Genomic DNA, 24,716 nt, shown 5'->3' with positions numbered 1-24,716 from the left:
TGCGCTATCGCCTTACATTTTCCTATCATCTCTTGACATATTTAAGACCTTATATATTTCGTCGTCCACACGAAAATGCGGGTCGTAAAATCGCTTAAATGCTTCTTTGGCACATAGCGAAAGGTTCTGTGTGATATGTACCCATCTCTCATCCTTGACTTTAATAAGGTTGGAAATCTGCCCATAGAACCTGCCCGTATGCTGGAGAATGGCAATGGCTTCTCTCTCATTGTCCGTCATCTTAGGAATGGCAACCACTTCTCCATTAAGGAGTATTTCACGGCAGTAGTCTGAGAACTTCCGTCTTGTGCTTTCCGCCTTTGACTTGATGCGCTGCTTTTCCTCTAAGGTGCATCTTACCTTGATGAACTCCGTCTTGTTCATCCTCGCTTCTTCTTTACCTCGTTGCTGCCATTTGGCAGTTCTGCTATCATATCTGTTCATATAAAAGTCCTCTTTTCTTTGTTTTCAATCTTGCTTAATTTCCGAACGCTGACCGATGAGAACGGAGTGATTACGGTCTAATCTCCCCGATAACCGAACGAGGGGAGCAAGCGCAGTTTGTGGGTACAAACTGACGTCTTGCAATGTCAGCTAACGTTCCGTTTACGCATAAAGCGTTTTGCCGTCCAAAAATGAATGCTATGCATTCAGAAGATTAACTGTGTTCGTGGCATTCCAACCGTTCAATGTGTTCAGTAAAATCTGTTGTTGGTACTACCCTAAAACGGTCGAGGATTTTGAGTGAAAGGGACATCCTTTTTCAAGAAAACCCTCAACCCTTTTTCTGTGGTTTACAGTTTTCTCCATTTCTCTATATCCTCACTGTATTCCTCCAAATGGAGGCGCACGATGTTCTCCACAAAGCTTGAAAGGTTGCTGCCCCTGTCGCCCAGCCTGCGGACGATGAAGTCCGCACGTTCCTGTGTCTCCCTGCTCAGATAAACCGCCTTTCGGTCGTTCAATTTGGTCGGAACAAGGAAAGCCGGCTTTTAGGTTTCGAGCGTTCCCCGTCTCATCTTGGCACTGATGCGCCGTTGAACGGTTGCATTCTCTGTGTGCAGTGTAGGTTCGGATGGCTCGGAAGCTATTACTTCTCGGCAATCTGTTTCCTTTGATGGAGATTTTGCCTGTGGTTGTTCTTCCGCCTCGTCTTCTGTATCTCCCAAGTAGTATGTAAGACTTTTCCTTTCTGTTCTTTCATTACTTTCCTTTCTGTTCTTTCATTACTTTCCTTTCTGTTCATGTTAAACGCTTCTTTTATGGATTGGTCTATCTCCTCTCTGCTTGCTTTCATCTTTTTCATTGCTCTATCGTATTTTAAGTTTGACTTGTTTGGGTTTATTGCTTGTTTTGGGTGTTTTCTCCAACTTTTTCTGTTGCTCACGAACACGGCTGACATGATACTCGTTGAGGTCTTTGAAGTTCCCGTAATGTACAGACATGTCTTCTACCTTAAAACCTGTCTTTATCAGTTCCTGTGTTGCCCTCCGCCCCACGTCGTCGTTATCAAGGAAAGTACGGATAGAAGAGACTTGATGGTTGTTCAGGTAGCTGATACTTCTTCCAATGTTGCTCACAGAGTTCATCACAAGGCAGCGGTTATTCACTTCTTCTTTCATTGAAGGGAAAGAGAGAAAGTCCATAAATCCCTCGAACAGGCAAACGGGTGAGCCTTGTTCTCAAATATCGGAGTGATGTCCTTTGGGGCAATCGTTCCTTTGAACGTCTTGTCGTCCCGAAGTTCATAGCCGCCGGAGAGGTTGGCAAAACCAATGGCTTCGTATCTTCTTCCCCTTACCTCATAGCTGATGGATTTGAGAAAGGGCAATGCCTTTACCAAGTTGATGCAGCGTTCATTTACAAGGTACTCCTGTAAATGTGGCGGCAAGGTGTCTGATACTTCTATCAGTCTCCTTGCCCCGTTTGCCACTTCCTCTTTTGGTAGTCTGATACAACCATTGCTGCTGTATGCCTTCTCTTTTGAGAGTACGACATTGTTGCACGCTGTATCAAAGGAAGTGGTCTGCCCCCAACGGCAGATGGCTTCCGACAGCGTGCAGTCCTCCAAACGCATACAGAGGTCGATGATGCTTCCACCTCTGCCTTCGGCATAGTCTATCCAGAGGTTCTTCTCTGTGTCCACCTTGAAACTCGAATGTGTTTCTTCACGAAGTGGTGAACAGTACAGGGCATAGGCAGGTGTCCTGCGTATAGGATTGATGCCTTTCCTTTCAAGATAAGCCACAATGGGGTATCGCTTGATAAGTGATAAATCTTCTTCTTTCATTGTCATAAACTTTAAATGGTTGGATAATTCTTATTTGAATAATAATGGTTGGTTTGAATAATATTTGAATGCCGTTTGAATGAAATCCTCTTTTCTAAAGTTTTCCCCTCCAAACTTTTTTACCTTTCTTCTTACTACATACTATTTTAATATAAGTAATTGATAATCAGCAACAGTTAGTAGTATGTGGAGATACTACACACTCTACTACATCTGGCTACTACAAGTTTGAATGAGTGGACATGGCAAGATTTTTCTAATCTTGTAGACATAAATGGGATTCCCACCGTTTCTTCGCTTACTCATCTTTATATATCCTGCTTTCTTCAAGGCTTCGCCCATACGTTTGGCAAGAAGTGGCTGGTGGGTATAAATACCCAAATAGGTGAGTATCTCCGTAGTGGTCATTAACAAATAGTTTTCGTCCTCCGTTGGCTTCTCAAAACAACGCAACAAGAGTTCCATCTCTGCTGTCTGCACTTGGAAGTCCTCGCTCTCCTGATACAGTTCGGCTATCTCGTCATCGTCAAACCAATAGCGGAAACCTGCGTTTAGCAGAGCTTTGGCTTCCGCATAAACTTTATCCATCGAAATAGCCTTTGCTCTTTCTATGTCTATGGAGAGTACTTCGAAAGGCAAAAAACGTCTGCTGCCTGTCGGGTCTGTAAGGAAGTCGTTTCCATTCACCGATGCCACGAAGCTCGCCAAATGAGGATGTTCCTCCACATACTTGTCATAGGGCATGCGGTATTTGACCATCGGACAGGTGATGAGGTTTTTGAGTTCGTTCTCGTCCCGTTTGTTGAGGGCTTTGAGCTGGTCGTCAATGTTTACGATAAGGTTCTGTCCGATATAGGTAAGTGTATCCTTCTCCTGCGGATATATCTTGCCCGTATAGCTGTAACCGTGCAATGCCGGCGGACAGAGCAAATGAAGGAAAGTTGTCTTGAACTTGCCCTGCTTGCCTGTCAGCACAAGACAGGTATGATTACGGCACTCGCGGTCGTCCATTGCATTGGCAACCACTGCCACGAGCCATTTGGTGAGATACGGCAGCCACTTTTGGGAGTTACGGACAACCACGCAGCTTGCCAAATCGGGAATAGCTTTCAATGAAAAGGAAGAAAGAACGATACTACCATTGCAACCACCACAGCTATTATCATCGCCTATATCTATCATCGGCAATTCCTTGAAATACTCCTGTATGGGATTGATGCGTGGAGAGAAACTGCTCTCAATAATAGAGTATAGATTATCGGAAGAAGTAATAATACCGACATCGTTGTCAAGTTCCCTACGGAGCGTGTTGATTTCATAACGACCAACCTTTGCAAAATGACCACAACTCCTATTACGGTATTCTGTTCTGTCCAAAACCGTGTTGTATCTGAACTCATAATGCATGGAGAGATAGGCTTCTATCTCTGCATTCTTGGATGAGCTGCCCCTGCGATTGTGATTTCGCTTGTCGTTTATATTGCCTGCATCTGCTTCTCTTTTCATTATTTCCTTGAATTGGTTTCCAAGAGCGAAGTTAGGATGAGAATGCGTAACTTCCAAGCATTCAGAGACTTCTTGCATAATGTTGCGTCAGTCTGCTGCTAAATTCTTAGGGAAGCAAGTCAAAAAGAAGAGCATTTATTGCCTCATTAAGCAAAAATCGGGTGGTCAGAAGAAAAGGTTGGCTGAAATATCGATGTCGTTGTTTGCTTTCAGATGCAGTCGTTTGCTCCAACTGTCTACAAACTATTGATTGAAGCATATTTTATATCGGATTACTGTGCCAACCTATTCCACTACGACGCCACAAGCTGCCACTTGAATGAAAAGTGATGGAATAAGAAATGTCCTATCTTAATTTTGCAATGAAAGGAAAAAGACGGGACAGGAAAACGCAAATGCAAACCGATGGAACGGATTGCTCTTTTCCCTATTGTTCCCGATACTTCCCTACTGTTCCCTGCTGCTTTGAGAGGCCTACATACGCCATTACCTTTGCCAGAGGAAACAGGAAAAAAACTGAAACAACAAACAATAAAACTAAGATAAGATTATGAACTATTACGTCATTACAGAAATCAATTGGGCAAAGCTGCGAGATGAAATCTTGAGCCTTGCAGAATGTTGCCATAAGGCATTCGGAGAAAAGAGCAAACACACCGATTGGCTACACAATGGAGATGTGTGCAGGCTGTTGAACATCAGTAAGCGCACCTTGCAGCATTACCGCGATACGGGTGTGCTGCCATTTACGCAAATCGGCCACAAGTGCTATTACAAGCGTGAGGATGTGGAACAGCTGCTCCTTGCAAGAACAGAAAGACCTAAAAACAACAGTATATGATGGAAATGGCAAAAGATTTAAACATGGAAAGCGACGAGATGCAGCTTGTTGTCTCGGCGTTAAGAGGTGTGGGGAAAAGAATTGCAGAAGTGGCAGGGACGCACAAGCCACTCTTTGCCGGAGAACTTTTCCTTACGGGCAAGGAAGTGTGCGAGCGGCTGTATATCAGTCCCCGTACCTTGCAGGACTATCGCGACCGAAAGGTTATCCCCGACACACAGTTTGCGGGAAAGATACTCTATAAGGTTTCGGACTTGGAGAAAATGTTAGAAGAAAATTATAGGAACAATATTATAAGTTGTCCCTACTATTAATAGAGATAGAGAGTATAAAATGAATTCTGTATCGCTCTCCTCTTATTTATACATATCATTATTCTTCCAATAGTTTTCAACAAATTCAAGATATGGATGCGTAGATTTATTCAGTGATTTTAAGTCTTCATTTAATATTTCTATAAAATCTATTAAAACAGGATTCTCTTTACAATTGCTGTTAGTAATGATTTGTTTCCAAATATCACAATTTTGCCAATGTGGGAAATTCAGTAGTTGTCTTAACAACTCATTCCAATCAAAAATATTATTCTCATAGGATGCGACTCTTGCAATCCAATCCATAAAATATGGACATTCCTTAATATAATTCTTAAAGCACTCAATCCAATAATCTCTGTCTAATACAGCCACATGGCTGATAGTATAAAGATTATTTCTGGAGAAAGTATGTTCTTTATCATACTTTTTCAATTCTATTATGTAATTATCAATAATCTGCCTTGACCACTTTTCTATATTGTCACTACCTAGTAATGAAACCTCTTTATTGGTATTGATCCTGTTCAGAATCAGAGATATGAAATTAACTTCATACTTTCGAGTTTTAATATATTTATCAAAGTCATTTCTGTCTTTGCCATACCTTTTTTCAGATTCTTCTTGACTAACAATAGCAGAAGGGTAAGATTTTAGTTCATTAATATATATATTTGCCAAAAGCTTATGAATACTATAAGTTTCCACAAAATATTTTATAATCAGAGCTTTTACCTGAGGCTTTTCAGCATTGACAACTTCAGGTTTTAGTTCATAGAGCAGGGAAACAAACAGGGAAAGTTTTTTAAGGATTTCTATTTTAGAATCATCAAATGTATGATACCATTTATTTATATTATGTATAAAAGAACTTTCTTGATCATGCAGTATGATGTCTTTAATCTCTATTTTATGTAATTCTTCATGTGCAGGAGAGAATATAACACGAACTTTGGCTCCTGAAATTTGAGTTTGTTTCTTGGTAAAAGCAAAATATCTAAAATAAGAATCCACATAACGCATTGAATAACCATTGATGTCTTTTCTTTGCTGATCAAACAAAAAATATGCAACATACCGATATACTGTTTGTTTTTGGGCTGATATATCTGCAACAACATCATCTATATCTGATAGGACAATATGGTATTCTTCTACATTTGTATTTTCATTTATGTGCGCAAATATGGGATGCTCAAATACAGATTTGTATGATGACGATATACTTAACGATTTTGTCGAGTCATCGTATGATAAAAACAAACTATCATTATCTCTAAGTATTTTATATAACTCTATCTCCAAATATTGTATAAGTGATATGGCAAATAGATCTGCAACGTTAATTTCAGCCATTATCCCATTTCTTTCTATACAATCCATAGCAAATGTAAAAATATTGAGGAATCTTACAATATCTCTTGGAGTTTCAAAGGTATCTATTATATTATCAATTTCAAGGATACTACTTATTATAAGATCCTTAGAGTCTGTACAACTGTATTCTCTTAAAACGCTATCTAACTTTTTTCGGAATAACTGTTTTAATACAGCATCGCTTGCAGGGAAAAGACATTCAAAATTGATAAACTTTTTCAGAAATACTTCTGGGACTTTTATACCCAAACGTTCCAATGACAGACACAGATTCTTTTTATCAGCAGCAACTATATAGAAGAGGTTAGGAAAGTCTGCCGTATCTCTTATAAGATTTAGCACCACCTTTACCTCGTCATCGTGTAGTCTATCTATATCGTCAATGGAAATCAGGACAGGTCTATCTATTTGTTTGAGAAACTCCATTATTCGGTCATGCTCTTCTGATAAGGACTTTTTCTTATACAATGATTTTAGCATGAAAGAATAATATGTGTTTGGAGCTTTTTCTACAAGCAAGGATAAATAAGAAGAAAATAATCCTTTTGGCAAAACAAAATGTTTTGCCAACTCCCGATTCAAAGTAGAGAAAAATTCTGTAATAATCGTTTCTGACTTTTCGCAAAGCCAAGGTCTGAATTCAACATAAATTATTTTATTCTTGTACTCTTCCTCCCTAATAGCTTTTTTTATTTGGAACAAGAAAGAGGTCTTTCCTTTTCCAAAAGATTCACTAAGCAATATTGTAAAAGCATTGGGATTTTCTACAAAATACCTGTTATCGAATGTTGAAAGGATTTTATCCAATAGCGTTTTAAGAAATTTCCTCCTATCATAACTATCATCTGTGGTGGGAGCATCTATGAAAAAGGGATGTGTTTTCTCATAGAGGTCTGCCAAGAGTTTATACCTTTTTCTATAAATGCAATATAATCCTAATTCTGTAATAAGCAATCCAATAAATGAATATGTGAAATAATTAATCCCCAAAAAGGAATAAAAATCAAAATTTCCAGACAATTCAAATATCAGATAAATTATAAGCAAGAAGAGTTCCCATAAATGTCTTTGCGAAAAAATCTTAGCTTCACTTTTCAGAGAATCAAATCTTATAAATGCAATAAATACAGGGCATAAGAAAAATATAAAGGCAACTATCATATTATTATCAGCCACAGTTTCTGTTATACTTACAATACTTTCGGATATTAGCGTATTGATAATTTTCCAAAATACAATTAGCATTGCAAGAATACAAATCATAAGTTTGTATTCAGAGAATACAGCTATTTTCATATTTTTCTTTAGCTCTTGGAACATTTATTATCCTCCTTTTAAAAAGTTGTCTTTCTCATTATTTATATTCCTCTATCATTCAGCCGCTAAGTCTTTCCAGCTCCAAACTTGGCAGAAAGGATAATCCTATCTGTTGTTTGAAGATGTTGAGCTGAAAATCATTCTACCTTATCAGAAATATTAATGTTTTGTATTTCTATTTTCATTTTATAAGAATTAAATATATGTCATATTTTTGCAGAAGCCAACATCAATGAGGTTGTATTAACCCCTTCAAAAAAATCTTTTAATGGGGTGTTGTCAACTTTACAATTTGCCAAAAATTTTTCTTCAGTAATCTCTAATGGTAACTTTTCAAGCCCTTCAATGAATTTATTCAATTTTGGAGTTGCTGTTTTTAAAGGATGATTCTGATTTTCTCCTCCTTTCTCAAAATCATAATACATAATCCCATTATAGCTCCAATGTATATCTTTGCATTTGGGCATTACGCTAATAAGCCTATCTCCTTGCACCAGTATTAAATCTTTGTCTATTGAAAAATCACATTTATAGGGTTTGGTAGGATGAGTAAATTCAAATATTTTTCCTTTTTCAATGCAGAGCTTATTTTCTATCCTATCAATTTGCGCTAGTTGCGTATGCAAATCAAAAATCATCTCCAATTCCTTTTTATAAATAGGATTTGATAATCTCTGGAAATGTGCAGCAGGATTTAGGATTAGAAGCTTTGAATCATCAAATACTTTTTGTGTATTTTTATCAATGCTTTTTCCGTTGTCTGAATAGTATTTAATCAGTTTTTGCCATAACGCTTCTAAAGAAGCAAAATTACCGTCAGGCCTTGTTTTCAATTCGTATGGAAGTAAATTACCTATAGTTTCTTCCAAACTCTTTCTCAAGTATATTGCTGAAGTCTCATAATCTTGAATCTCATAAAACCTCTTTGCTTTAGAAATACAATCATCATCTTCGTCTATTAGAATAGGTTCAGAATGGTGCATATAAATCCTTTTGTGCAGCCATTGATTCTTATACCCTTTTTTTGAAATTTTGTTCCATATAAAGTTGTTAAAAGCTCTATCATGTGTGAAAAGATAAATTTTATATTGGGTACATTCAGAAAGTAAATAATCTATCACTTTCATGCGGTTACTCATATCAAGACTGATAAGCATATCATCAAGAACTAGGAAACGACCATCTTGGGCAGTAATTGTATCTAATAATGAGAAGCGAATAGAGAGAACGATTGCTGTTAGTTTAGCCTCATTAAAATAACTTTGAGGTTTAGCAATTGGGGTAAAAGATCCATCTTCCTTGTCTTCATCTATGGACAAGGTTATTACAGGATTCAATATTTCCAATCTATTACTGATTTTTACTTTTTGCAATTTTCCTGCAATTTTTTCTTCTTCATACCTATACCCTAAACGAAGCCAATAAGAATTATTATTTTGAATAATTTCATCTTTATTATCTAAATAATTCAATATTATTCTAAGATTTGGGGCTCCAGAATCTCTAAAAAAGTCATTATATATTTTTGTTGCAGTTCGTGGTGCGTTCGTGTTTATGTAATCAATAATATATTTAACTTCATTATTAAATTTCTTAATCTTATTCTTATAATCATAGGCAATTTGTTTGCCTTTTCCTTTCCGCTGAATACCAATATTGATTTCATCATAGATTTGAGAAATATATCTGGATTTATCCGTTGTTAGGGTAAACGGAAGAATATCCTTGATAAATACAGGAAACAAATCTATATATTGAGAATTTCTGAAACTGAAGAAGTTAAAAAGAAACTTGTGATTGATGAACACACATTTACCGTTTAAATCCTTGATAGGTGAAGTTGGTTGTTGAATAGACTCCTCGTAACCATTCTCAGAAATGTTATAAGTAATATCACTATTTTCAAATTTCACAGAAACTTTTGGAACCGGCGTTGCAGTCATGGTATTTACAATACACTCGTCTGAGTTTTTATTGAAATACTTTTTAATATCATGACATTGACTTTGCAACAGTGCATGTAAGGCATAATAGATAGAGGATTTGCCACTTCCATTCTCACCGTACATTAATAAGTTTTTCCCATCAAGATTCAGATTAAATTCTTTTGGAAAAGCCTTAAATCCATTAATTGTTATTTTAGAAATCGAAGCCATCTTTAGGATATTAAGTATTAATGTTGAATAATTATTTTCAGAATCTCAGGACTCCGTGAAACGAAAAGTGACAGTCTTGTCCGCACGGGATTATCTGATTTATAAAGAGTATCAAATGCTTTGCTGATAGTTGTAATGATAGATTCTTCTGATAGGTCATTAAAAGGTTTAATATACTCAAATAGATACTCTATGATATTTATGTCTCGTTCCTGCATATGTTCTCCGAAGAAAAGTTCGTAAACACAACCGTCTATAATCTGTTGAAAAAACTCTCCTACGAATTCATTCCCAATAGCCTTATCTACTTGTGCAGAATCTACATTTTTTAAAAACGCCATATAATCATAGAGCGTTTCCAGTAATTCCTGTTCCTTATTCTCTGCTTTTGGTATGTATAGTTTCCTTACATTGACAGGTTTTACCTCCGCAAAAGCTCTTCCTTCTTCTTGGGTCAGCTTTTTATACATATAGTCTGTTACACAAGAATTAAGAACAGTTGCAATATATTTATATGTGAAAAATTCTGTATTCTTCTTAAAAACAAGTATGCTATTTAGGACAAAATACCCCTCTTCATCATAAACACAACGGATGCAATCTGAAGTTTGGCGCATAATTATTTTTGGTTCGGTAAAAAGATTTACATAGCGTGGCCAATGAAGACACCACCACGGTAAAACCCCTTTTTGGGTTTCACGTTTTTTAGAAAGTTGCTCTTCAAACCGTTGCAAATATTTGTATATATTAGGATATTGTGGAATATCTGCTTGCTTTGTAGAATATATAATCAAATTATTAGTATCTACTAAATTATACTTCTCTATCTCTGAGCCTACTAATATCTTTCGCAATGCAGTAATTTCAAATTCTCGCTCAATAGCCACATCTTTAGTAATCCTAAATATCTTATCTCCACCCGTGGAAATACCACTTGCCATCTCTTCGGCTATTGCATCAATAGTAACTCCATGGGACCTGATACTATCTAAAATGTTTATATCGCTATTTGACATTCCTATAACCATTGCTGGAACGGATTTTTGCTTTTCAATACTGATATCTTCAATCTTTTCATCCCACTTAATGTTCTTTACATTAAATTGACGATAATCGGAATAAGCAATATTATAATTAACTGTTTTCTCTGTGTTTGCCACAAAAATACAGGTTGGAACATCTGCATTTTCAAATGTATTGTCTCCAAGATTAATGGCGCGCACTAACGTGTGTTCCTCGGCAAGCAACCTTCGAGTTTTCTCATTCTCATTTTGAAATAAGATGTTGTTGGGGACAATATAAGACACAACTGCCCTTTCCTGCTTACACAAGTTAAAAGCAAGCGAAGTGAAATAGCAAAATGTTTCTGGCGTTCGCATGTGCACATCGGCATATTTATCCTTGAACATTTGTTTTTCGAATGTCGTAAGTTTTGCCCCGTAAGGAGGATTTCCTATAATCACGTCAAATCCAGTGAAGGTACCAATGTCGTCCAATAAAGCGGGGAACTCAAATCGCCACTCAAAAGCGTTCTCATAAATTTTACTATTCTCTATATCGGTTTGCTTCTTGAGAATGGTATTTAATTGTTTCTTTAATACTTTTACTTTTTGCTTTTCTGCTTTTGATAATTCAAACAACATTGGAGAGTCATAGTCTGCTAACTGTTTTTTTAATCTTTTTATCTTTAAGAGTTCTCTGTCTGTGAGTTTATATTTAAACGTCTGTTTAACCTTTTCTATTATTGCTTTGAATTCAGCCTTTCGCGTATGGTCGGAAGTATTTGTATATTTATAGACCATACTCTTGTATAATTCCAATGATAGTTGTTGATTTTCAGAAACATTCTGATTATATTCCACAAGCACATCATCAATCTGTATATCCATTGGATAACGATAGGTGAGTGAATTTCCACACATTATCTTATAATCAAGGTTAGGCAGTGGCTGCGGAATCGTTTCATCGACCACCAAAGCCAACCAGAAGCGGAGGCGGGCTATATCTACCGCACCCTGCTCTATATCCACTCCAAAGATGTTATTCTGTATAATGTCGCGTTTTACCTTTGCATGAGAGAAATCTTCCGGGGACTTCAGAAAACCGTAGAGCTGCATACGGGCATGATAGAGTACATTGAGTACGCCCATAGGAAAGGCACCGGAACCAATGGCAGGGTCGCACACCTTTACAGTTTTGAGCAGATTGTATACCTCATTGGCATTGGTCTTGTTTTGAAGTTTCACATCAACAACTCCCTGCTTAATCAGAGTTTCGACAGACGAGTATAATTGTTCAGCAACATGAGATTTCAGATACTGCACAATGGTTTCACGGCACATATACTGGACTATTTCCTTTGGCGTATAGAATGCTCCCTTGTCCTTGTTGTCTTCCAACAGGTTCTCGAAGATATGTCCCAACATCTCTGGGTCGATACCCACTTCTGCATCATCGGGATCGTTTTCGTCGATGGTGAAATTGTATTCTGAAAAGAACTCCATCAGTTCGTAAAAATAGGAGTAAGGAAAATCAATATTCCTATTGTCCAAAGCATCCTTGTCGAAAAGACCACCATTCAGGTAAGGTATCTTGATATTGTCGCCAAGACGAGAATTGGCAATGTTATCGGGTCTGGCTTCATTAAGCGTATTGAAGAAAAGCAGTTCCAGCACATCGCTCAATAATCTGTCGTTGTCCTTATAATGCTCAACAAGTTTTTGCATATATGCTTTGTCACCACCTTCCCATGCTTTGCTACTTGCAGGTACGCCCATCCAGCCTTTTTTCTGCAAAAATTGCAGGAAGACGAGACGACCGAGTAGTTTTTTCACATAGTCGCGATTGTCCTTTGCATTTCCTGTAAGGAAATCACAGAACTTCTTATAGCGGTCTTTATACCCTTTGAAGAAGTCCTTGTTGAGTCGTTCTACGGAGAAAGCATCGGTAACATCCGATAACAGAACGTTCTCTTTCTTCACTAATTCATATAAACGGATGGCTGCGGTAGTACATGGTTCATTTCCGCCCAATAGGAATGTGTAGCGTTTAGGGGCTGTTTCTTTTGTTTGAAACTCTCCCGCCTCATTGAGTACAGTAGTCTTTGAAACAAAGGTGAGGCGATAGTCAGTCTGTTTCCTTGAATAATAGAAAACCAATATTCCATGGATGATGTCTTGGTCAATATATCTTATGGCTATATTGCGTAGTCCTTTTCTATTGTGGGCAATGTCAATATTGTCGGCAACTTCTATGACAAAGAGTGCCAACGAACGGTTGTCGTCAAGACGTATTGTTCCTATTTGTCCGCCATTTTTTACGGACTTGTCTTCTATCGAATTCGGAACAGAAAGATAGTCAATCTTATGAAAAATTTTGCCAAGAATGTTTTTCCACGTTTCAAGATTGAAATTCTCTTTCAATTTATTTCTTAGTTCAGCCTTATCCATATATTCTTTATTTTTGTTCGTTTTGTTGAATAAAAGTATCGAGCAACAGCATCCCCCTTTCCGTAAGCCTATATTTCTGTTGGGGGTGATTGGGCTTGTCCGGATATTGCATCTCTATCCAGCCTTGCTGCATAGCAGGGGAAATGAATTTCTTTTTAAAATACCAGTGCGACTTATACACCTGCTTGTACACTTGCTTATACATTTTCAATATTTCATCAACAGATAGATTCCGCTTGCTTATACTGATAATCAATGATTTAACTTGCACACTAACTTGTACATTCTCCTCTGTGCTAATGATAACACCGCGCTGTGGAGTTCCCTTAGAAATAGGGAGGGTGATACGGACAAAATTGTCTGTAAATGAGAAACAATCCCTGCCGTATGCTCTGAGTATACGAGGGATACCAGAGCCCAATGACTCTACCAAATCCAAATCACGATAGATACGCATCAATTCTTTGTTGCGTGGTATGGAAATACCATTAAAGAATTCCTCACAACTTAATGATTCGGGCAATCTTCCAGCAGAAGTTATCTCAATGCGGTCTGGGAATATTTCAAACTTAGGCGGTACTTCAAACGAATAGTCGTTGTGTACAATGGCGTTGACAACAGCCTCGCGCAAGGCTATCTTGTCCCATAAAGGAGTCTCGTCTCGTTCTGCGGAGGTGATAGTTGCAAAGACCTTATTCTCTATGTCTAACTTTGCCAATACGCTCTTGGTTGCTTTTATCAAGGAGCAGTAACCATACTCATTGTTCTCTATTAAATCGCATCTGTCAAGGCTTGAATATTTGGCAAGTTTGATAGAGATGTTGTTCTCATCAGCCAACAAGTAAGCCACATAGTTAAGTTTACCGTCCGCTGTCAATAGTTCTAAGCTACGCTTGAAATTTTCATTCAACCGTTTGCCTCGCTCGTCGTAATAAATGCGAAGTTGCTCGAAAGATAAATCCTGCCTGTTGGAGATGATCCGCCCAATGGAATTTCGTGTACGCATAGCAAACAAACGTTCAATCAGCTGTTGCTGCATGGGCTCTGCAGAAGTACCCATCCTAATGAACGTACCTTTGGAGGTCATGCCATACTTGGACTTGAAATAAGGTTTTTCAATACCACTTGCAATGGTAATCTTCACGACTGAGCAGCCGTTTCGGTCTTCTGCTGATATATCGAAAAGCCCCATAACCGAGGGTGAAATGTTGTTTTTGATGCGATCTTTCAATCGTAACATACAGGTATCTACGTCATCGACTCCTACTGTGTTTCCGTTTTTATCTACACCTATATATATGTACCCCCCTTCCTTGTAATTCAGAAAGGCTATCACTTCTTTCTCTATATCCAAATCGGAGGTAAGCTCCAACTTATATTCTATACGATTTGTCTCACTCATAAATCTATCAAGAACAGAAACTTTCAGAAATAATAATTTCTGGATTAAGCGATTCTCTTTGCTGTTGTCTTTTTACAGTAACATCGTCAGAAGCAATACTCTGCTCTGCTAATAAAGGGTACGATGAAAGAATTTTCATCATTTGTTCAAGAAGAATAGACAACTTTACAGGTGTTTTCTTTGTTGCTGTTTTCAGTTTGTTCACTTCTCGTTGTAGCTGTTGGAACTTACCTGTTGTAATCGCTCTCTTCGCTTGTCGGATTAGTTCTGCTTCCTTTTCGGTAATATTTTGTATAGTCAGGAAACTGTCAAGATAGGCTATAGCCTTTTTTTCGTTCGGTCCTTGTGTGGGATTAACTTTAAGAGTATTCCCTTTTTCTGCTTCTGTTCTCTCAGAAAAACTTTCAAGTGCTTTCCCAATTTGAAAATGATGAAGTTCATGCAGCGGAATCGCTTGCTCATTCACATCTGCCTTAAATATTTTTACTGCTTCAAGGAAAGTAAGTTCTTCCATTTTCCCATCTTTATGAACAAATGTGAAGGCATCTCTTTTATTGTTACGAATAAATGCCAATGTTGATTTGTCTGTATTAGCGGTTCTTCTGCCAACACGGGCACGCAAAGGCATTTTTGCTATTGCTTTCAACAAATCGGGATATTCTTCTTTTTGTTTCCTCAACCACATTAAATAGCTTAACTTCTCATCGCGTTCTTCTTCAAGGCTCTTGTCAAACAAACCAAAGCTTTCAGGGGTTTCTTCATCAGAATATATCTGGCTGTCCTCTCCCAAGGCAGCATGGAAAGCAAAGAGTTTCATCTTGGCTTTTTTCACAAGTTCAATATCATTGTTCACCTTTTCCGTTGGGAAAAAGTTGTAAACATAGATTTCCTTGGCAACACTGCCAATGCGGTTCACACGACCTATGCGCTGCATTAGGCGTGTGGAGTTCCAAGGAGTATCATAATTCACAACGATATTGGCTCGATGTAAATTGACTCCTTCTGCCAAGACTTCCGTGGTCAGTACTATATTATAATCGTTTTTCTTATGCCCTTTATAGTTTGCATCAAAATTAGCATTTAGCAAAAGCATGTTTTCTGTACGGTTGTTGCTTCCAACCGATAAGACCTTGTTGTATCCTTGTTGTTTTAACTTTTCTGCGAGATAGTTCGTTGTTTCTTTGCTTTCAGAGAACACTACCAACTTCCCTTCGCAATTAATGGACTTGTCGAATAACTGTTTTGTCAGTTTATCAAGAAATACATCCAACTTCGGATCATAGTCTATCTTGTTCCATTCGGCTACCAAATCCTTCAATAAAGCATCATCATGCTTCAACCCATCTACATAAATAGGTTTGACGAAATCGTCTGGCGTACATACTTCTATCGTGGGGTCTGTATATACCGACTGTTCAATTAATTTAATCAGTTCGTCTTCCTTCCCATTGCTCAATAGTTCGTTTACCTTCAAATTAGGAGCGATGTAAATAGTTCCTTTCTCAAACATTTTGAGCATCACACAGTTTGCTTCATAGTACCGCTTCAACGACTGTTTGAAAGCGTAAAAGCTGCTGTCAAGCCGTTTAACGAGCAAGGTCTTCATAATTCCTGCCAACTGAATCGAGATTTGATCGGCTTTCTTGTATTTCTTCTTTTTATCTTCGTTAAGATATTTAATGGCTTGGTATCGGAAATATGTCAGTCCTTCTTTATTATTGCTCAACACGTTGATGGTCTTGTCGTAAAGTGCACTCAAAGCCTTATCCAGCTCATAGTACAGAGGTTGGGGCTGATGTACTGTTGGGAATACAATTCCTTGCTCGTCCAAATCTTTTTTGTATGCTTCATTTTCCAATAGGTCTGTGCGTGTACGACGAACAGTCAAAGGTTCTACTACTTTCACGCGTATCTTTTCGTAGATGCTCCTTACTTTATTTGCAATGACTGAGCTGTTTTTCTCAGCTTTCACTTTCTTATAAGCATCAATCTGCTCCCTGAAGAAACGTTGCAGATTTCCTTCTTCGAGTGTACTATCCTTAGAATCTTGAAACAGATATACAAGATTGGCAATGTCTTCTGGCTTGTTGTTCAGTGGTGTAGCCGAAACGAGAATTATTTTTTTATCGTATGGGGTTCCGTCTGTACGCAGGTGTCGAGTGGGAGTCTTGCATAACTTTTGGAGTTCGTTGTACATAGTTGCAGTGTCAGTACGGAACTTATGTGCTTCATCAACAATGACCAAGTCATAAAAAGAAGCATCTTTTATCTTGTGCAGACTTCCATTTGTAATAATACTATAATTGTCTATCCTGAATTTAGACAGAGTTTCATCCCAACTATCTTTCAAGGCTGGTGGAACTATAACCAATGTATTAGAGCGATATGCAGGAAAATCATTGGAAAAGAAAAACTTCTTGGCTATCAAGGCTGCTACTACGGTTTTTCCCAATCCTACGACATCCGAGAGGAAAAAACCATTATGTTTCATCATCTTGGAAAAGCCATCGTTTACTGCATCGACCTGATAAGACAGTTTCTTAAAGTCTTTAGGTAAATCTGAAACAGAATTAGGATCAAAGTCAATGCTCTTTCCAAAGTATTCCAACAAGAACTTCAGATAAACCTCATAAGGTGTAAAGTTTGGGTTCAGAAAAGATTCTTTCCTTATGGATTCTATGTGCGACAAGTCTATCTTCACAGCTTCGCTCCATAACCTTTCAAAAGCATCGGTAGCAAATTGAATGTCATCATCATAGCGCAGTTCTACGTTGAACTCAAAATTCTTTTCAAGTCCTGCATCTGTAAGATTGCTTGATCCCGTTATAACAGAACCATATCCGTGCGGATGATATATTTCTTCCCTAAAAATATAAACTTTAGCGTGGATATTTTGCTTGGGGTGAATACGCATTTCTATTTTCCCAGATACAATATCCTCTACGAATTGGTACATACCATCTTCTACATCCTTATCGTATTGTGCTTCCTGGATGTTTTTTTTCAGCTCACAAAAGAATTCTTCCTGCGATTGCTCTTCATCAGGATTGAAAAAAAGCCCTTGTTGATTGGCTTGTGCTGTAAGTTTATCAACATTGATACCCACAAGAAATCTTATCTTCGGAGTCTGCTCTATGAATTTCCTGATTTTGAAATAGCCAGAAGCACGGAAATAACCAACAAGTACATCGAAGAAATGCACTTTCTTATACTTGAAAACACCTTCTATTTTCTCTAAAAGTGTATTCTGATTTTCATTGGTAAAGAAATTCGTTCCCATCGATTATTCTTTTGTTGATTTTATCAGTAACCTTACATCTACATCTAATAGTTGTGCGATTTCGCCCAATATCGAAACCGTTGGCTGTGTTTTGTTTTGACACCAACGAGATATAGTATGCTCCGTCTTGCCCAATTGCTCAGCAAGCCATCTATTTGTTTTTCCTTGTTCAACAAGGACAATTTTTAAGCGGTTAGCAACGCTTATATGTTCATTGTTTGACATTTTATCACAATATATTGCTTACAAAGATAATAAACTATTTGAAAAAATACAAGCATTGTACTTAAATTGTTTTATAATCCGTTTTTTGCTGCATCACTTTATGTACAGTACATTTGACAGGCGTAGAATGTAGCCACTTGGTAGTAATAGTTATTCTATTTTCTAACTACGGTATAAACCTTTTTCTTTCACAGTATTATGCCTTATTGTAGTTATGTAGTAAGATATAATCGGTGAAAGAAAAAGGAAGTATAATTATCAGTTATCCGTGTTACTTGTCAGGAATATTGGTGTTATGGTAGTTGTCGGTCGTTGTATCTTATGGCAGATATAACTTCTGAACAGATGAGCCTCCGTACTGTCCAACTGAAAGGATAGGGCAATGATGATTGGAAGTGGATAGAGCTGTGCATAACCTTTTAGTTGTTCGTTTGCATAAATATCTTCCTCGCCTGCAATCCTCTCATCGGGGTACAGGTTGGGATTGTGGGCTATTGCTTGAAGCCTGCCATTGAGCTTTCTCCATGTTACACCGAAGAACCTTGCAAGTTCGCTCTCCGTCATAGCAATGTCTCCGTTACCTTCGCGAATGACTTGCATATTGCTACCCCAATCAAAGTAACTGCGATGATTCGTTACGCTTACTTTTCTTTGTGTGTTATTACTTGTCTTCATGCCGTTTCCCCCTTTCTGTCATTTGGCTTGACAACTAATGGAATTGTCTTAGTGTTTATTGTTGCTTCCAAATTTGCATTTGCGGTATTGTTATCCTTAGCCTTGTATTTGGCAATGAGCCTGTCCATATCCTCCGAAATCTTGCTGTCAGTTACCTGCGCATAAATCTACGTGCTTGATATAGAAGCGTGTCCCATCATCTTGGCAATGCTCTCTATGGGTATTCCTGCGCTTAGGCTCATCGTACCGAAGGTGTGCCTTGCAACATGGTACGACAATCTCTGTCTGATACCGCAAGCCTTGCCCACGATGCACAGGTTTTTGCCCATCACGCTACGGCTGCTATGAGCTTGGAAAACAAGACTTTCGCCTTTTTCTTTCACCGTCTGCAGTTCTTCGTTTCTTTCCTGCTCGTTCCTGCAATGGCTGACGATGGCTTCTGCTACGGGATGCAGCGGTACGATAAACTCAACCTTTGTCTTCTGACGCTCCTTACGGATATACCTCTGTCCGTCAACTGCCGTTTGGATATGCCTGTATTCCAAATTTTCCATATCAGCGATAGCCATACCAGTGAAGCAGGAAAAGACAAACATCAGCCTTGCCAACTCCGCTTCTCTGTCGTTCATCCTCATTGCCATGAGTTTCATTACATCGCCCTTTTGTAGAAAGCGTATCTTCTTTTCCTCCTTCTCATACTTGGCGTTCTCAAAGGGATTGCAGCGGATAATCCTCCTGCTGACCGCACGGAACATCAGTCGGCTCAGCCAGCAGAGATTGGTATTGACAGTCGATGCTTTCAGCTCACGCTTTTTCAGGAAGAAACGGTATTCCTCAAACAAGCTCTCCGTAATGGTGGCAATGAGTATGTCCTGTACTCCTTTGTTTTCGATAAATTCTCGGAGGTTTCTATCAGAATAGGACAGGTTCAGATAAGTCCCCTCTGCTTTTGACTTACCTACTGACTCCTTGACGGATCGCAGTTCCGCCTTGCTCATGGCAAGGAGCGTTGTCGGATTAGTGGCAATGCCCTGCAAGCGGTTCTTGATAAGTTCCACGCTTACCACTCCGTCCCTCGTCAGTATGTCCCGATAGGTTTTCTCTACCAATTCCCTGAACTCATTGATTCTTTGGTTGGTCTTCCTGTTAGTTGTCAAACCCTGTTTGGTGTTCCACTCGGAGGGATAGCACTCTTCGCCTGTGGTAACGGCTGTGTTCTTTCCGTCTATGGTGATACGGCAGAGAATGGCGGTATTGCCGTCTGCCTTTGTTCTCTGTCTGTTGATATAGAATAATGTCTTGAATGTACTTCTCATAATGGTCTTGATTGAATTGTCCGTGTTTTATTTGACTAAATACGATGTTGAATGAAAGCAAATGGTCAGATAACCAACTGCATATCTTCGGTGAAAGAAAGGAATCGGTCAAACTCCTCAAAGAGTTTTTGGGGCGTTACCTTTGCATAACGCTCGGTCATGCTTACATTGCTATGTCCGAGCATCTTGCTCACTGTCTCTATCGGTACTCCTTGCTCAAGCGTGATGAGCGTGGCAAAGGTGTGTCTTGCGGTATGCGTGGTAAAGGGAAACGATATGCCTGAACGAAGCTGCAGGGCTTTCAAACAGGTCTGATAGTTCTTGTACTTGATATAGGGGAGCAATGTTTCCCTTCCATCGCTGTGGAGCTTCTCCATCAGCCTTATGGCTTCGGGCAGCAGTTTGACACGACAAGGCACACCTGTCTTGTGGCGGTTGAACTTCAGCCAAAGGCTACCCTCGTCGTCACGCACAAGATGGGACTTGTCCAGTTCCATCAAATCACAATAAGCAGCACCTGTATAACAGGCAAAGAGGAAAATATCCCTTGCCGTTTCCATATCCTCCTCCAAGTCCTCCAAGTTGAGAGCCTTCAATTTGTCTAATGCTTCCTTGTCCAATGCTTTGGGCAGTCTCTTGCCGCCCTTGCAGATTTTGGCTTTGTCAAATAGAAGTACATCAGCCAATCCCTCACGGTAAGCCAATCTGCATACCGTCTTCAAATGCGTGGCTACATTATAGAACGTGCTTTCCTGAAAACCGCACTCACTTAAGAAATACTGCCGGAACTCATGGATAAGATCCTCTGTAAGTTGCGAGAATGCCAAGTCCGAAACCTTGTACTTCCGTTGAATAAACTTCTGTAAATGTATGCGGGTGGAGTGGTAGCCGTGTATGGCTCCTTCCTTGATGTCTATACCTACATGGTTTTCCTTTTCCTTGATGAGCATGTCCAGCCTTTCGATGAGCATACACCGTGTCTGCACGCTGCCCTGAAACTGCTCCTTCACATCGGTTGCATCAAACGGGCAACCTTTGGAGAGCAGGGACTGATAAGCAGACTGAACAGACAGCAACAGGTTCTTCAATTTACCATTCACTTCCACCGCCTCACGGCTCTTTCCGTCCATTCGGCTCTCACGGGGATTCCAAAGATTAGGATCGCAGGATAGCTTGCAACTGAACTGGGCAATGGAACGCCCGACGGTAATACGTCCCATAATCGGCGCTTTGCCCGACTTGTCAAGTCTGCTCTTTTTAAGGTAGAGCAACACCTTCATTTTCTCTTGCTTCATACGCTTTGATGTTTTGTGGCAAAATTACCAAATTCAAAGCGTTCCTCACTTATGCAGAAAACTGCCGACCGAAGCAACAGCCACACGAGCGGAAATAATTCAGTTACCGAATATTACTCCATCGTTACCTATGCTAGAATCGGGTAACGTTCTGGTAACTGAACTTCTGCCTAAATCTGCATATTCCTGCCCTTTTTGAAAAAGGTACTTCTATGCAAATCGTTCCGTTTCTCACTCATTATCAATTAGTTTACACCAACTTCGATTTTTCTTCATTTTCAAGGATTAGTTGCACGCCAAAAGGGCGTCTTATCGAAGGCTATTAAGCATAAATGGAAATATAGAAGGTCGAAAATTATTTACAGTTCTATGAGGATAGAAAAATGGATTAGTAAACAGACTGGTGAGTTGACAAGTTTATTCTTATAATGATGAGGTGTTCCTCCTACTCTCAAAGTAAAGTAAGGATTTTACTTATCAGATGTTAAACCCATGTTATTTTATGTTTTTCTTTTGTTTTTATAAAAATATCTTTCTACTTTTGGCATCATAAAACAACAGATTGCAAATCTTCCTCTTCTTCCAAGAGCAAGACTGTTTAACAGCCGTACAGAGGGGACTTCAAGAAGTTGTTGAGGTTTTCTCTTTTTTGTTTTCTGGTTAAGGAGATGATAAGGGTGCCTCGGTTATCATTTTTTTTCTAACAACTTAAAACTTTTCAATTATGAGTTCATTTAGAGCTACTTTGGAATTGGGTGGTAAGGAGTATGACGTGCTCTATTCTAACTACGAGTTTAGCCGTACAACTGACAAGAAGGGTCAGCCTGCATCAAGCATCTCTGGCGGTCGTATCAGTGTAACTATCGAGTCTACTGATGACACTTCTACTATCGAGGCTATGCTTAACAGCCAGTTTAAGCCTGTTGAGGGTAAGATCGTTTACAAGAAGAGCGAAGAGGATGCTAAGATGAAGGAGATTTCTTTCAAGAATGCTTACATCGTTCATTACAAGGAGACACTCGACGTTAACAACGAGGCTCCTATGACCATCGCTATGACTTTCTCTGCTGAGAATATCACCGTGGGCAATGCTGAGCTCGACAACCGTTGGCCTCGCACATAAGCTTAGGAAACTTAAAGGACTATGCAGAGCTTTCTTGCTCGGCATAGTCCTTTTTGCTTTCAATACTCAAAGGGGACTTAAATCAGTTTTATATTGCAATTATAGTCCGTCTCCTAAGACTGGGAATATAATACCCCGACATGCCTATTAGCTTTAATTTATCTCAAAACAAACAACCCATGTCAATTCCTTTCAACCCCATTACTATCAGCGTAGGAAAGAAGTCTCTTTCTTCTTTTATTTCTCTACAAATCGAACAAAACATAGGTAAACACCACCGATTCCAAATGTCTGTTGAATTGGAAACGGGTAGCAATAGATATGTACATAATATCAATAGCAGCAAAGACTGGCTCGGAGAAAGTATCGTGGTCAAAGCGGCTAACAAGCCTATCTTTGTTGGTGTGGTGACAAATGTACAATTACACAGAGAGGGAAGTGACTTTGGATGTATCATCGTTTCTGGCTACTCTGCTACTTACAGAATGGAAACGGCTCATAGCTGCTTCTCATGGAATGATAGAACCATTGGGGATGTAGTGAAAAAGCTGTGCGAACAAGCTAAGGTGCAATTAGAGTTGAATCCTGCATTCAAGGAAACCAAAGACTTTATCTGCCAGTATGAAGAGTCTGACTTCGATTTTATCCGTCGTCTTGCTCATCAGTATCAGGAGTGGATGTATTTCGATGGAACTAAACTCATCTTTGGTAAACCAAGGAAATTGGCTGACCCTATAAGATTAGAATATGGAACAACACTGTCTTCACTTGACATTGGTTTACAGACCCTCGCACGCTCTGAGCAGGTGTTCTCTTATCACTCCGGTGCTGACCGTGAGATGCAGCGTATGACACCAGACTTGGCATATGGTCATGACAAACTTGCAGGTGAGGCTTTCCGTGCATCACTGGGAATGTTCTCAAAACCCGCACGACAGCATGCACTGCCACGTGTCAGCAATGAGACGGAGCTTATTAACTACATGGGTCGTAAGCAAGCGGCAGAGACGGCTGAGACACATTACATCACAGCAGAGAGTCAGGTGCCAACCCTGCGTGTAGGTTCCGTTATAAGTCTTTACAGCTCGTTCTTGGAACGTGTAGGAAATATATCTAAGGAGAGTTTAGGTAACTTTATCATCATTGAGATTACGCATGAGGTGAGCCAAGGAAGCTACTACAAAAACCGCTTCAAGGCTATCCCTGCAACGATAAAAGCACTGCCAAGTCCAAAGGTGCGTATGCCATTAGCTGAAACACAGATGGCAACTGTGCTTAGCAATGCTGACCCACAGGGTAAGGGCCGTGTTCGTGTACGTATGAACTGGCAGACGGATGGTATGCAGACAGGTTGGGTGCGTGTGATGACACCAGATGGCGGTAGCAGTAAAGACGTAAGAAGCAACCGTGGTTTTGTATTTATCCCAGAGGTAGGCGACCAAGTCCTCCTCGGCTTCCGTCATGGTGACCCAGCAAGACCATACGTTATGGGTAGTCTCTTTAACGGAGTTACAGGTGGTGGCGGTGGTCAAGGCAACAACTGCAAGAGCCTTACCAGTCGCACCGGCAGTTCCTTGAAACTTGATGATTCTAAAGGTAGTGTAACACTACACGATAAAGGCGGTGTAAGCATGACTTTTGATGGTGCAGGTAATTCTACATTGAATGCAAAAGCTACTCATTCGGTAAATGCCGGAAGTAATGCTTCGATAAATGTCGGCAAGGGAAAAAGTGTGCTTGAAATGAGTAGTGGGGGAAACATAAAATTGAAAGGTGAATCAACAATAACATTATCTGTTGGCTCAAGCGAGATTATAATAGCCAACACAAGCATTACGCTGAAATCTGAGAATATTTATGTCAAAGGATCAACACAGAGTGTTATCGGACCAAATATGGAAAAATGTATAAAAGTCGAGGGAGGTGGAAGTGTAGACATTGTAGGTGATCCTGTCAACATTAATAAAGAGAAAGGCGGAGTTGTCAATATTAAATAACATATAGATAATGAGTTTGATAGATCGATTACACGGTCACGTCCAAGAAGGTCGTCTGACACAAAGAGACTACAAGTACCGTTGTGTACAGACCATCACCACGAAGCTTGACGAGATACCTGTCAGTACTATTGTCAGTAAGAAAGATTACTC

15 protein-coding genes and 3 pseudogenes are annotated in these 24,716 nt (G+C 39.2%); 4 read left to right on the top strand and 14 right to left on the bottom strand.

The annotated features are described in order from the left end of the window. Window positions 1-12: 12 nt before the first annotated feature. The 5 genes and pseudogenes from D464_RS0111825 to D464_RS0111810 all read right to left on the bottom strand — a co-directional run bounded on the left by D464_RS0111825 (window position 13) and on the right by D464_RS0111810 (window position 3,874). On the bottom strand, window positions 13-444 hold the full coding sequence (locus tag D464_RS0111825; protein WP_004384745.1) for a plasmid mobilization protein: 432 nt from the start codon (window positions 442-444) through the stop codon (window positions 13-15). 350 nt (window positions 445-794) lie between these two features. Then, window positions 795-1,079: pseudogene (locus D464_RS12780) on the bottom strand (DUF3408 domain-containing protein); the annotation flags it as partial. A gap of 11 nt (window positions 1,080-1,090) precedes the next feature. After that, window positions 1,091-1,306, bottom strand: a complete 216-nt coding sequence (locus D464_RS13800) for a hypothetical protein (protein ID WP_024985959.1) — start codon at window positions 1,304-1,306, stop codon at window positions 1,091-1,093. 4 nt (window positions 1,307-1,310) lie between these two features. Further along, a pseudogene (locus D464_RS12775) lies at window positions 1,311-2,290 on the bottom strand (toprim domain-containing protein). 207 nt (window positions 2,291-2,497) lie between these two features. After that, window positions 2,498-3,874, bottom strand: coding sequence for a virulence-associated E family protein (locus D464_RS0111810; RefSeq protein WP_018911558.1), 1,377 nt, complete (start codon window positions 3,872-3,874; stop codon window positions 2,498-2,500). 472 nt (window positions 3,875-4,346) lie between these two features. Between D464_RS0111810 and D464_RS0111800 the strand changes: the two genes are divergently transcribed. Continuing rightward, entirely contained in the window at window positions 4,347-4,637 is a 291-nt protein-coding gene (locus tag D464_RS0111800) for a helix-turn-helix domain-containing protein (RefSeq protein ID WP_018911557.1), read from the top strand. After that, window positions 4,634-4,951: a helix-turn-helix domain-containing protein gene (locus tag D464_RS0111795; RefSeq protein ID WP_018911556.1), complete on the top strand. Its 318-nt coding sequence runs from the start codon at window positions 4,634-4,636 to the stop codon at window positions 4,949-4,951. The genes D464_RS0111800 and D464_RS0111795 overlap by 4 nt, the downstream gene beginning before the upstream one ends. 42 nt (window positions 4,952-4,993) lie before the next feature. Here the strand turns inward: D464_RS0111795 and D464_RS0111790 are convergent, their stop codons facing one another. From D464_RS0111790 to D464_RS0111750, 9 genes and pseudogenes are all read right to left on the bottom strand, one after another. Continuing rightward, window positions 4,994-7,648: a KAP family P-loop NTPase fold protein gene (locus D464_RS0111790; protein WP_018911555.1), complete on the bottom strand. Its 2,655-nt coding sequence runs from the start codon at window positions 7,646-7,648 to the stop codon at window positions 4,994-4,996. Window positions 7,649-7,851: 203 nt separating this feature from the next. Next, window positions 7,852-9,801, bottom strand: coding sequence for an AAA family ATPase (locus D464_RS0111785; protein ID WP_018911554.1), 1,950 nt, complete (start codon window positions 9,799-9,801; stop codon window positions 7,852-7,854). Between the two features lie 17 nt (window positions 9,802-9,818). Further along, entirely contained in the window at window positions 9,819-13,250 is a 3,432-nt protein-coding gene (locus tag D464_RS0111780) for an Eco57I restriction-modification methylase domain-containing protein (protein WP_018911553.1), read from the bottom strand. Window positions 13,251-13,257: 7 nt separating this feature from the next. Next, window positions 13,258-14,652: an RNA-binding domain-containing protein gene (locus D464_RS12770; protein WP_018911552.1), complete on the bottom strand. Its 1,395-nt coding sequence runs from the start codon at window positions 14,650-14,652 to the stop codon at window positions 13,258-13,260. A 7-nt stretch (window positions 14,653-14,659) separates the two neighbouring features. Further along, window positions 14,660-17,932 carry a helicase-related protein gene (locus D464_RS0111770; RefSeq protein WP_018911551.1) on the bottom strand — a complete coding sequence of 1,091 codons (3,273 nt, stop codon included), beginning with the start codon at window positions 17,930-17,932 and terminating at the stop codon, window positions 14,660-14,662. A gap of 3 nt (window positions 17,933-17,935) precedes the next feature. Continuing rightward, window positions 17,936-18,157 (bottom strand): helix-turn-helix transcriptional regulator, encoded by a 222-nt coding sequence (locus tag D464_RS0111765; RefSeq protein WP_018911550.1) that lies wholly within the window; start codon window positions 18,155-18,157, stop codon window positions 17,936-17,938. 258 nt (window positions 18,158-18,415) lie between these two features. Then, window positions 18,416-18,832, bottom strand: a complete 417-nt coding sequence (locus D464_RS0111760) for a hypothetical protein (protein WP_018911549.1) — start codon at window positions 18,830-18,832, stop codon at window positions 18,416-18,418. Then, window positions 18,829-20,148 (bottom strand): annotated as a pseudogene (locus tag D464_RS12765) (tyrosine-type recombinase/integrase). Before D464_RS12765 ends, D464_RS0111760 begins: the two are co-directional and overlap by 4 nt. Window positions 20,149-20,213: 65 nt before the next feature. After that, complete coding sequence (locus tag D464_RS0111750; protein ID WP_018911546.1) at window positions 20,214-21,443, bottom strand: site-specific integrase; 1,230 nt, start codon at window positions 21,441-21,443, stop codon at window positions 20,214-20,216. 724 nt (window positions 21,444-22,167) lie between these two features. On the opposite strand from D464_RS0111750, the gene tssD reads away from it, so the two are divergent. Together tssD and D464_RS0111740 are read left to right on the top strand one after the other, a co-directional pair. Next, window positions 22,168-22,566: a type VI secretion system tube protein TssD gene (gene tssD, locus D464_RS0111745; RefSeq protein WP_004383461.1), complete on the top strand. Its 399-nt coding sequence runs from the start codon at window positions 22,168-22,170 to the stop codon at window positions 22,564-22,566. A 179-nt stretch (window positions 22,567-22,745) separates the two neighbouring features. Continuing rightward, window positions 22,746-24,563 (top strand): type VI secretion system Vgr family protein, encoded by a 1,818-nt coding sequence (locus D464_RS0111740; RefSeq protein ID WP_018911545.1) that lies wholly within the window; start codon window positions 22,746-22,748, stop codon window positions 24,561-24,563. The last annotated feature ends 153 nt before the right edge of the window (window positions 24,564-24,716 follow it).

Source organism: Prevotella veroralis DSM 19559 = JCM 6290, from assembly GCF_000377625.1.
Classification (GTDB): domain Bacteria; phylum Bacteroidota; class Bacteroidia; order Bacteroidales; family Bacteroidaceae; genus Prevotella; species Prevotella veroralis.
Note: the sequence above shows the minus strand (reverse complement) of the source record. Positions and strands in the feature narration are given on the sequence as shown.

Bases quoted from the DNA above. Each gene is read 5' to 3' on its own strand.
- D464_RS0111825 (WP_004384745.1), bottom strand. From the start codon at position 444: ATGAACAGATATGATAGCAGAACTGCCAAATGGCAGCAACGAGGTAAA.
- D464_RS13800 (WP_024985959.1), bottom strand. From the start codon at position 1,306: ATGAAAAAGATGAAAGCAAGCAGAGAGGAGATAGACCAATCCATAAAA.
- D464_RS0111810 (WP_018911558.1), bottom strand. From the start codon at position 3,874: ATGCAAGAAGTCTCTGAATGCTTGGAAGTTACGCATTCTCATCCTAAC.
- D464_RS0111800 (WP_018911557.1), top strand. From the start codon at position 4,347: ATGAACTATTACGTCATTACAGAAATCAATTGGGCAAAGCTGCGAGAT.
- D464_RS0111795 (WP_018911556.1), top strand. From the start codon at position 4,634: ATGATGGAAATGGCAAAAGATTTAAACATGGAAAGCGACGAGATGCAG.
- D464_RS0111790 (WP_018911555.1), bottom strand. From the start codon at position 7,648: ATGTTCCAAGAGCTAAAGAAAAATATGAAAATAGCTGTATTCTCTGAA.
- D464_RS0111785 (WP_018911554.1), bottom strand. From the start codon at position 9,801: ATGGCTTCGATTTCTAAAATAACAATTAATGGATTTAAGGCTTTTCCA.
- D464_RS0111780 (WP_018911553.1), bottom strand. From the start codon at position 13,250: ATGGATAAGGCTGAACTAAGAAATAAATTGAAAGAGAATTTCAATCTT.
- D464_RS12770 (WP_018911552.1), bottom strand. From the start codon at position 14,652: ATGAGTGAGACAAATCGTATAGAATATAAGTTGGAGCTTACCTCCGAT.
- D464_RS0111770 (WP_018911551.1), bottom strand. From the start codon at position 17,932: ATGGGAACGAATTTCTTTACCAATGAAAATCAGAATACACTTTTAGAG.
- D464_RS0111765 (WP_018911550.1), bottom strand. From the start codon at position 18,157: ATGTCAAACAATGAACATATAAGCGTTGCTAACCGCTTAAAAATTGTC.
- D464_RS0111760 (WP_018911549.1), bottom strand. From the start codon at position 18,832: ATGAAGACAAGTAATAACACACAAAGAAAAGTAAGCGTAACGAATCAT.
- D464_RS0111750 (WP_018911546.1), bottom strand. From the start codon at position 21,443: ATGAAGCAAGAGAAAATGAAGGTGTTGCTCTACCTTAAAAAGAGCAGA.
- tssD (WP_004383461.1), top strand. From the start codon at position 22,168: ATGAGTTCATTTAGAGCTACTTTGGAATTGGGTGGTAAGGAGTATGAC.
- D464_RS0111740 (WP_018911545.1), top strand. From the start codon at position 22,746: ATGTCAATTCCTTTCAACCCCATTACTATCAGCGTAGGAAAGAAGTCT.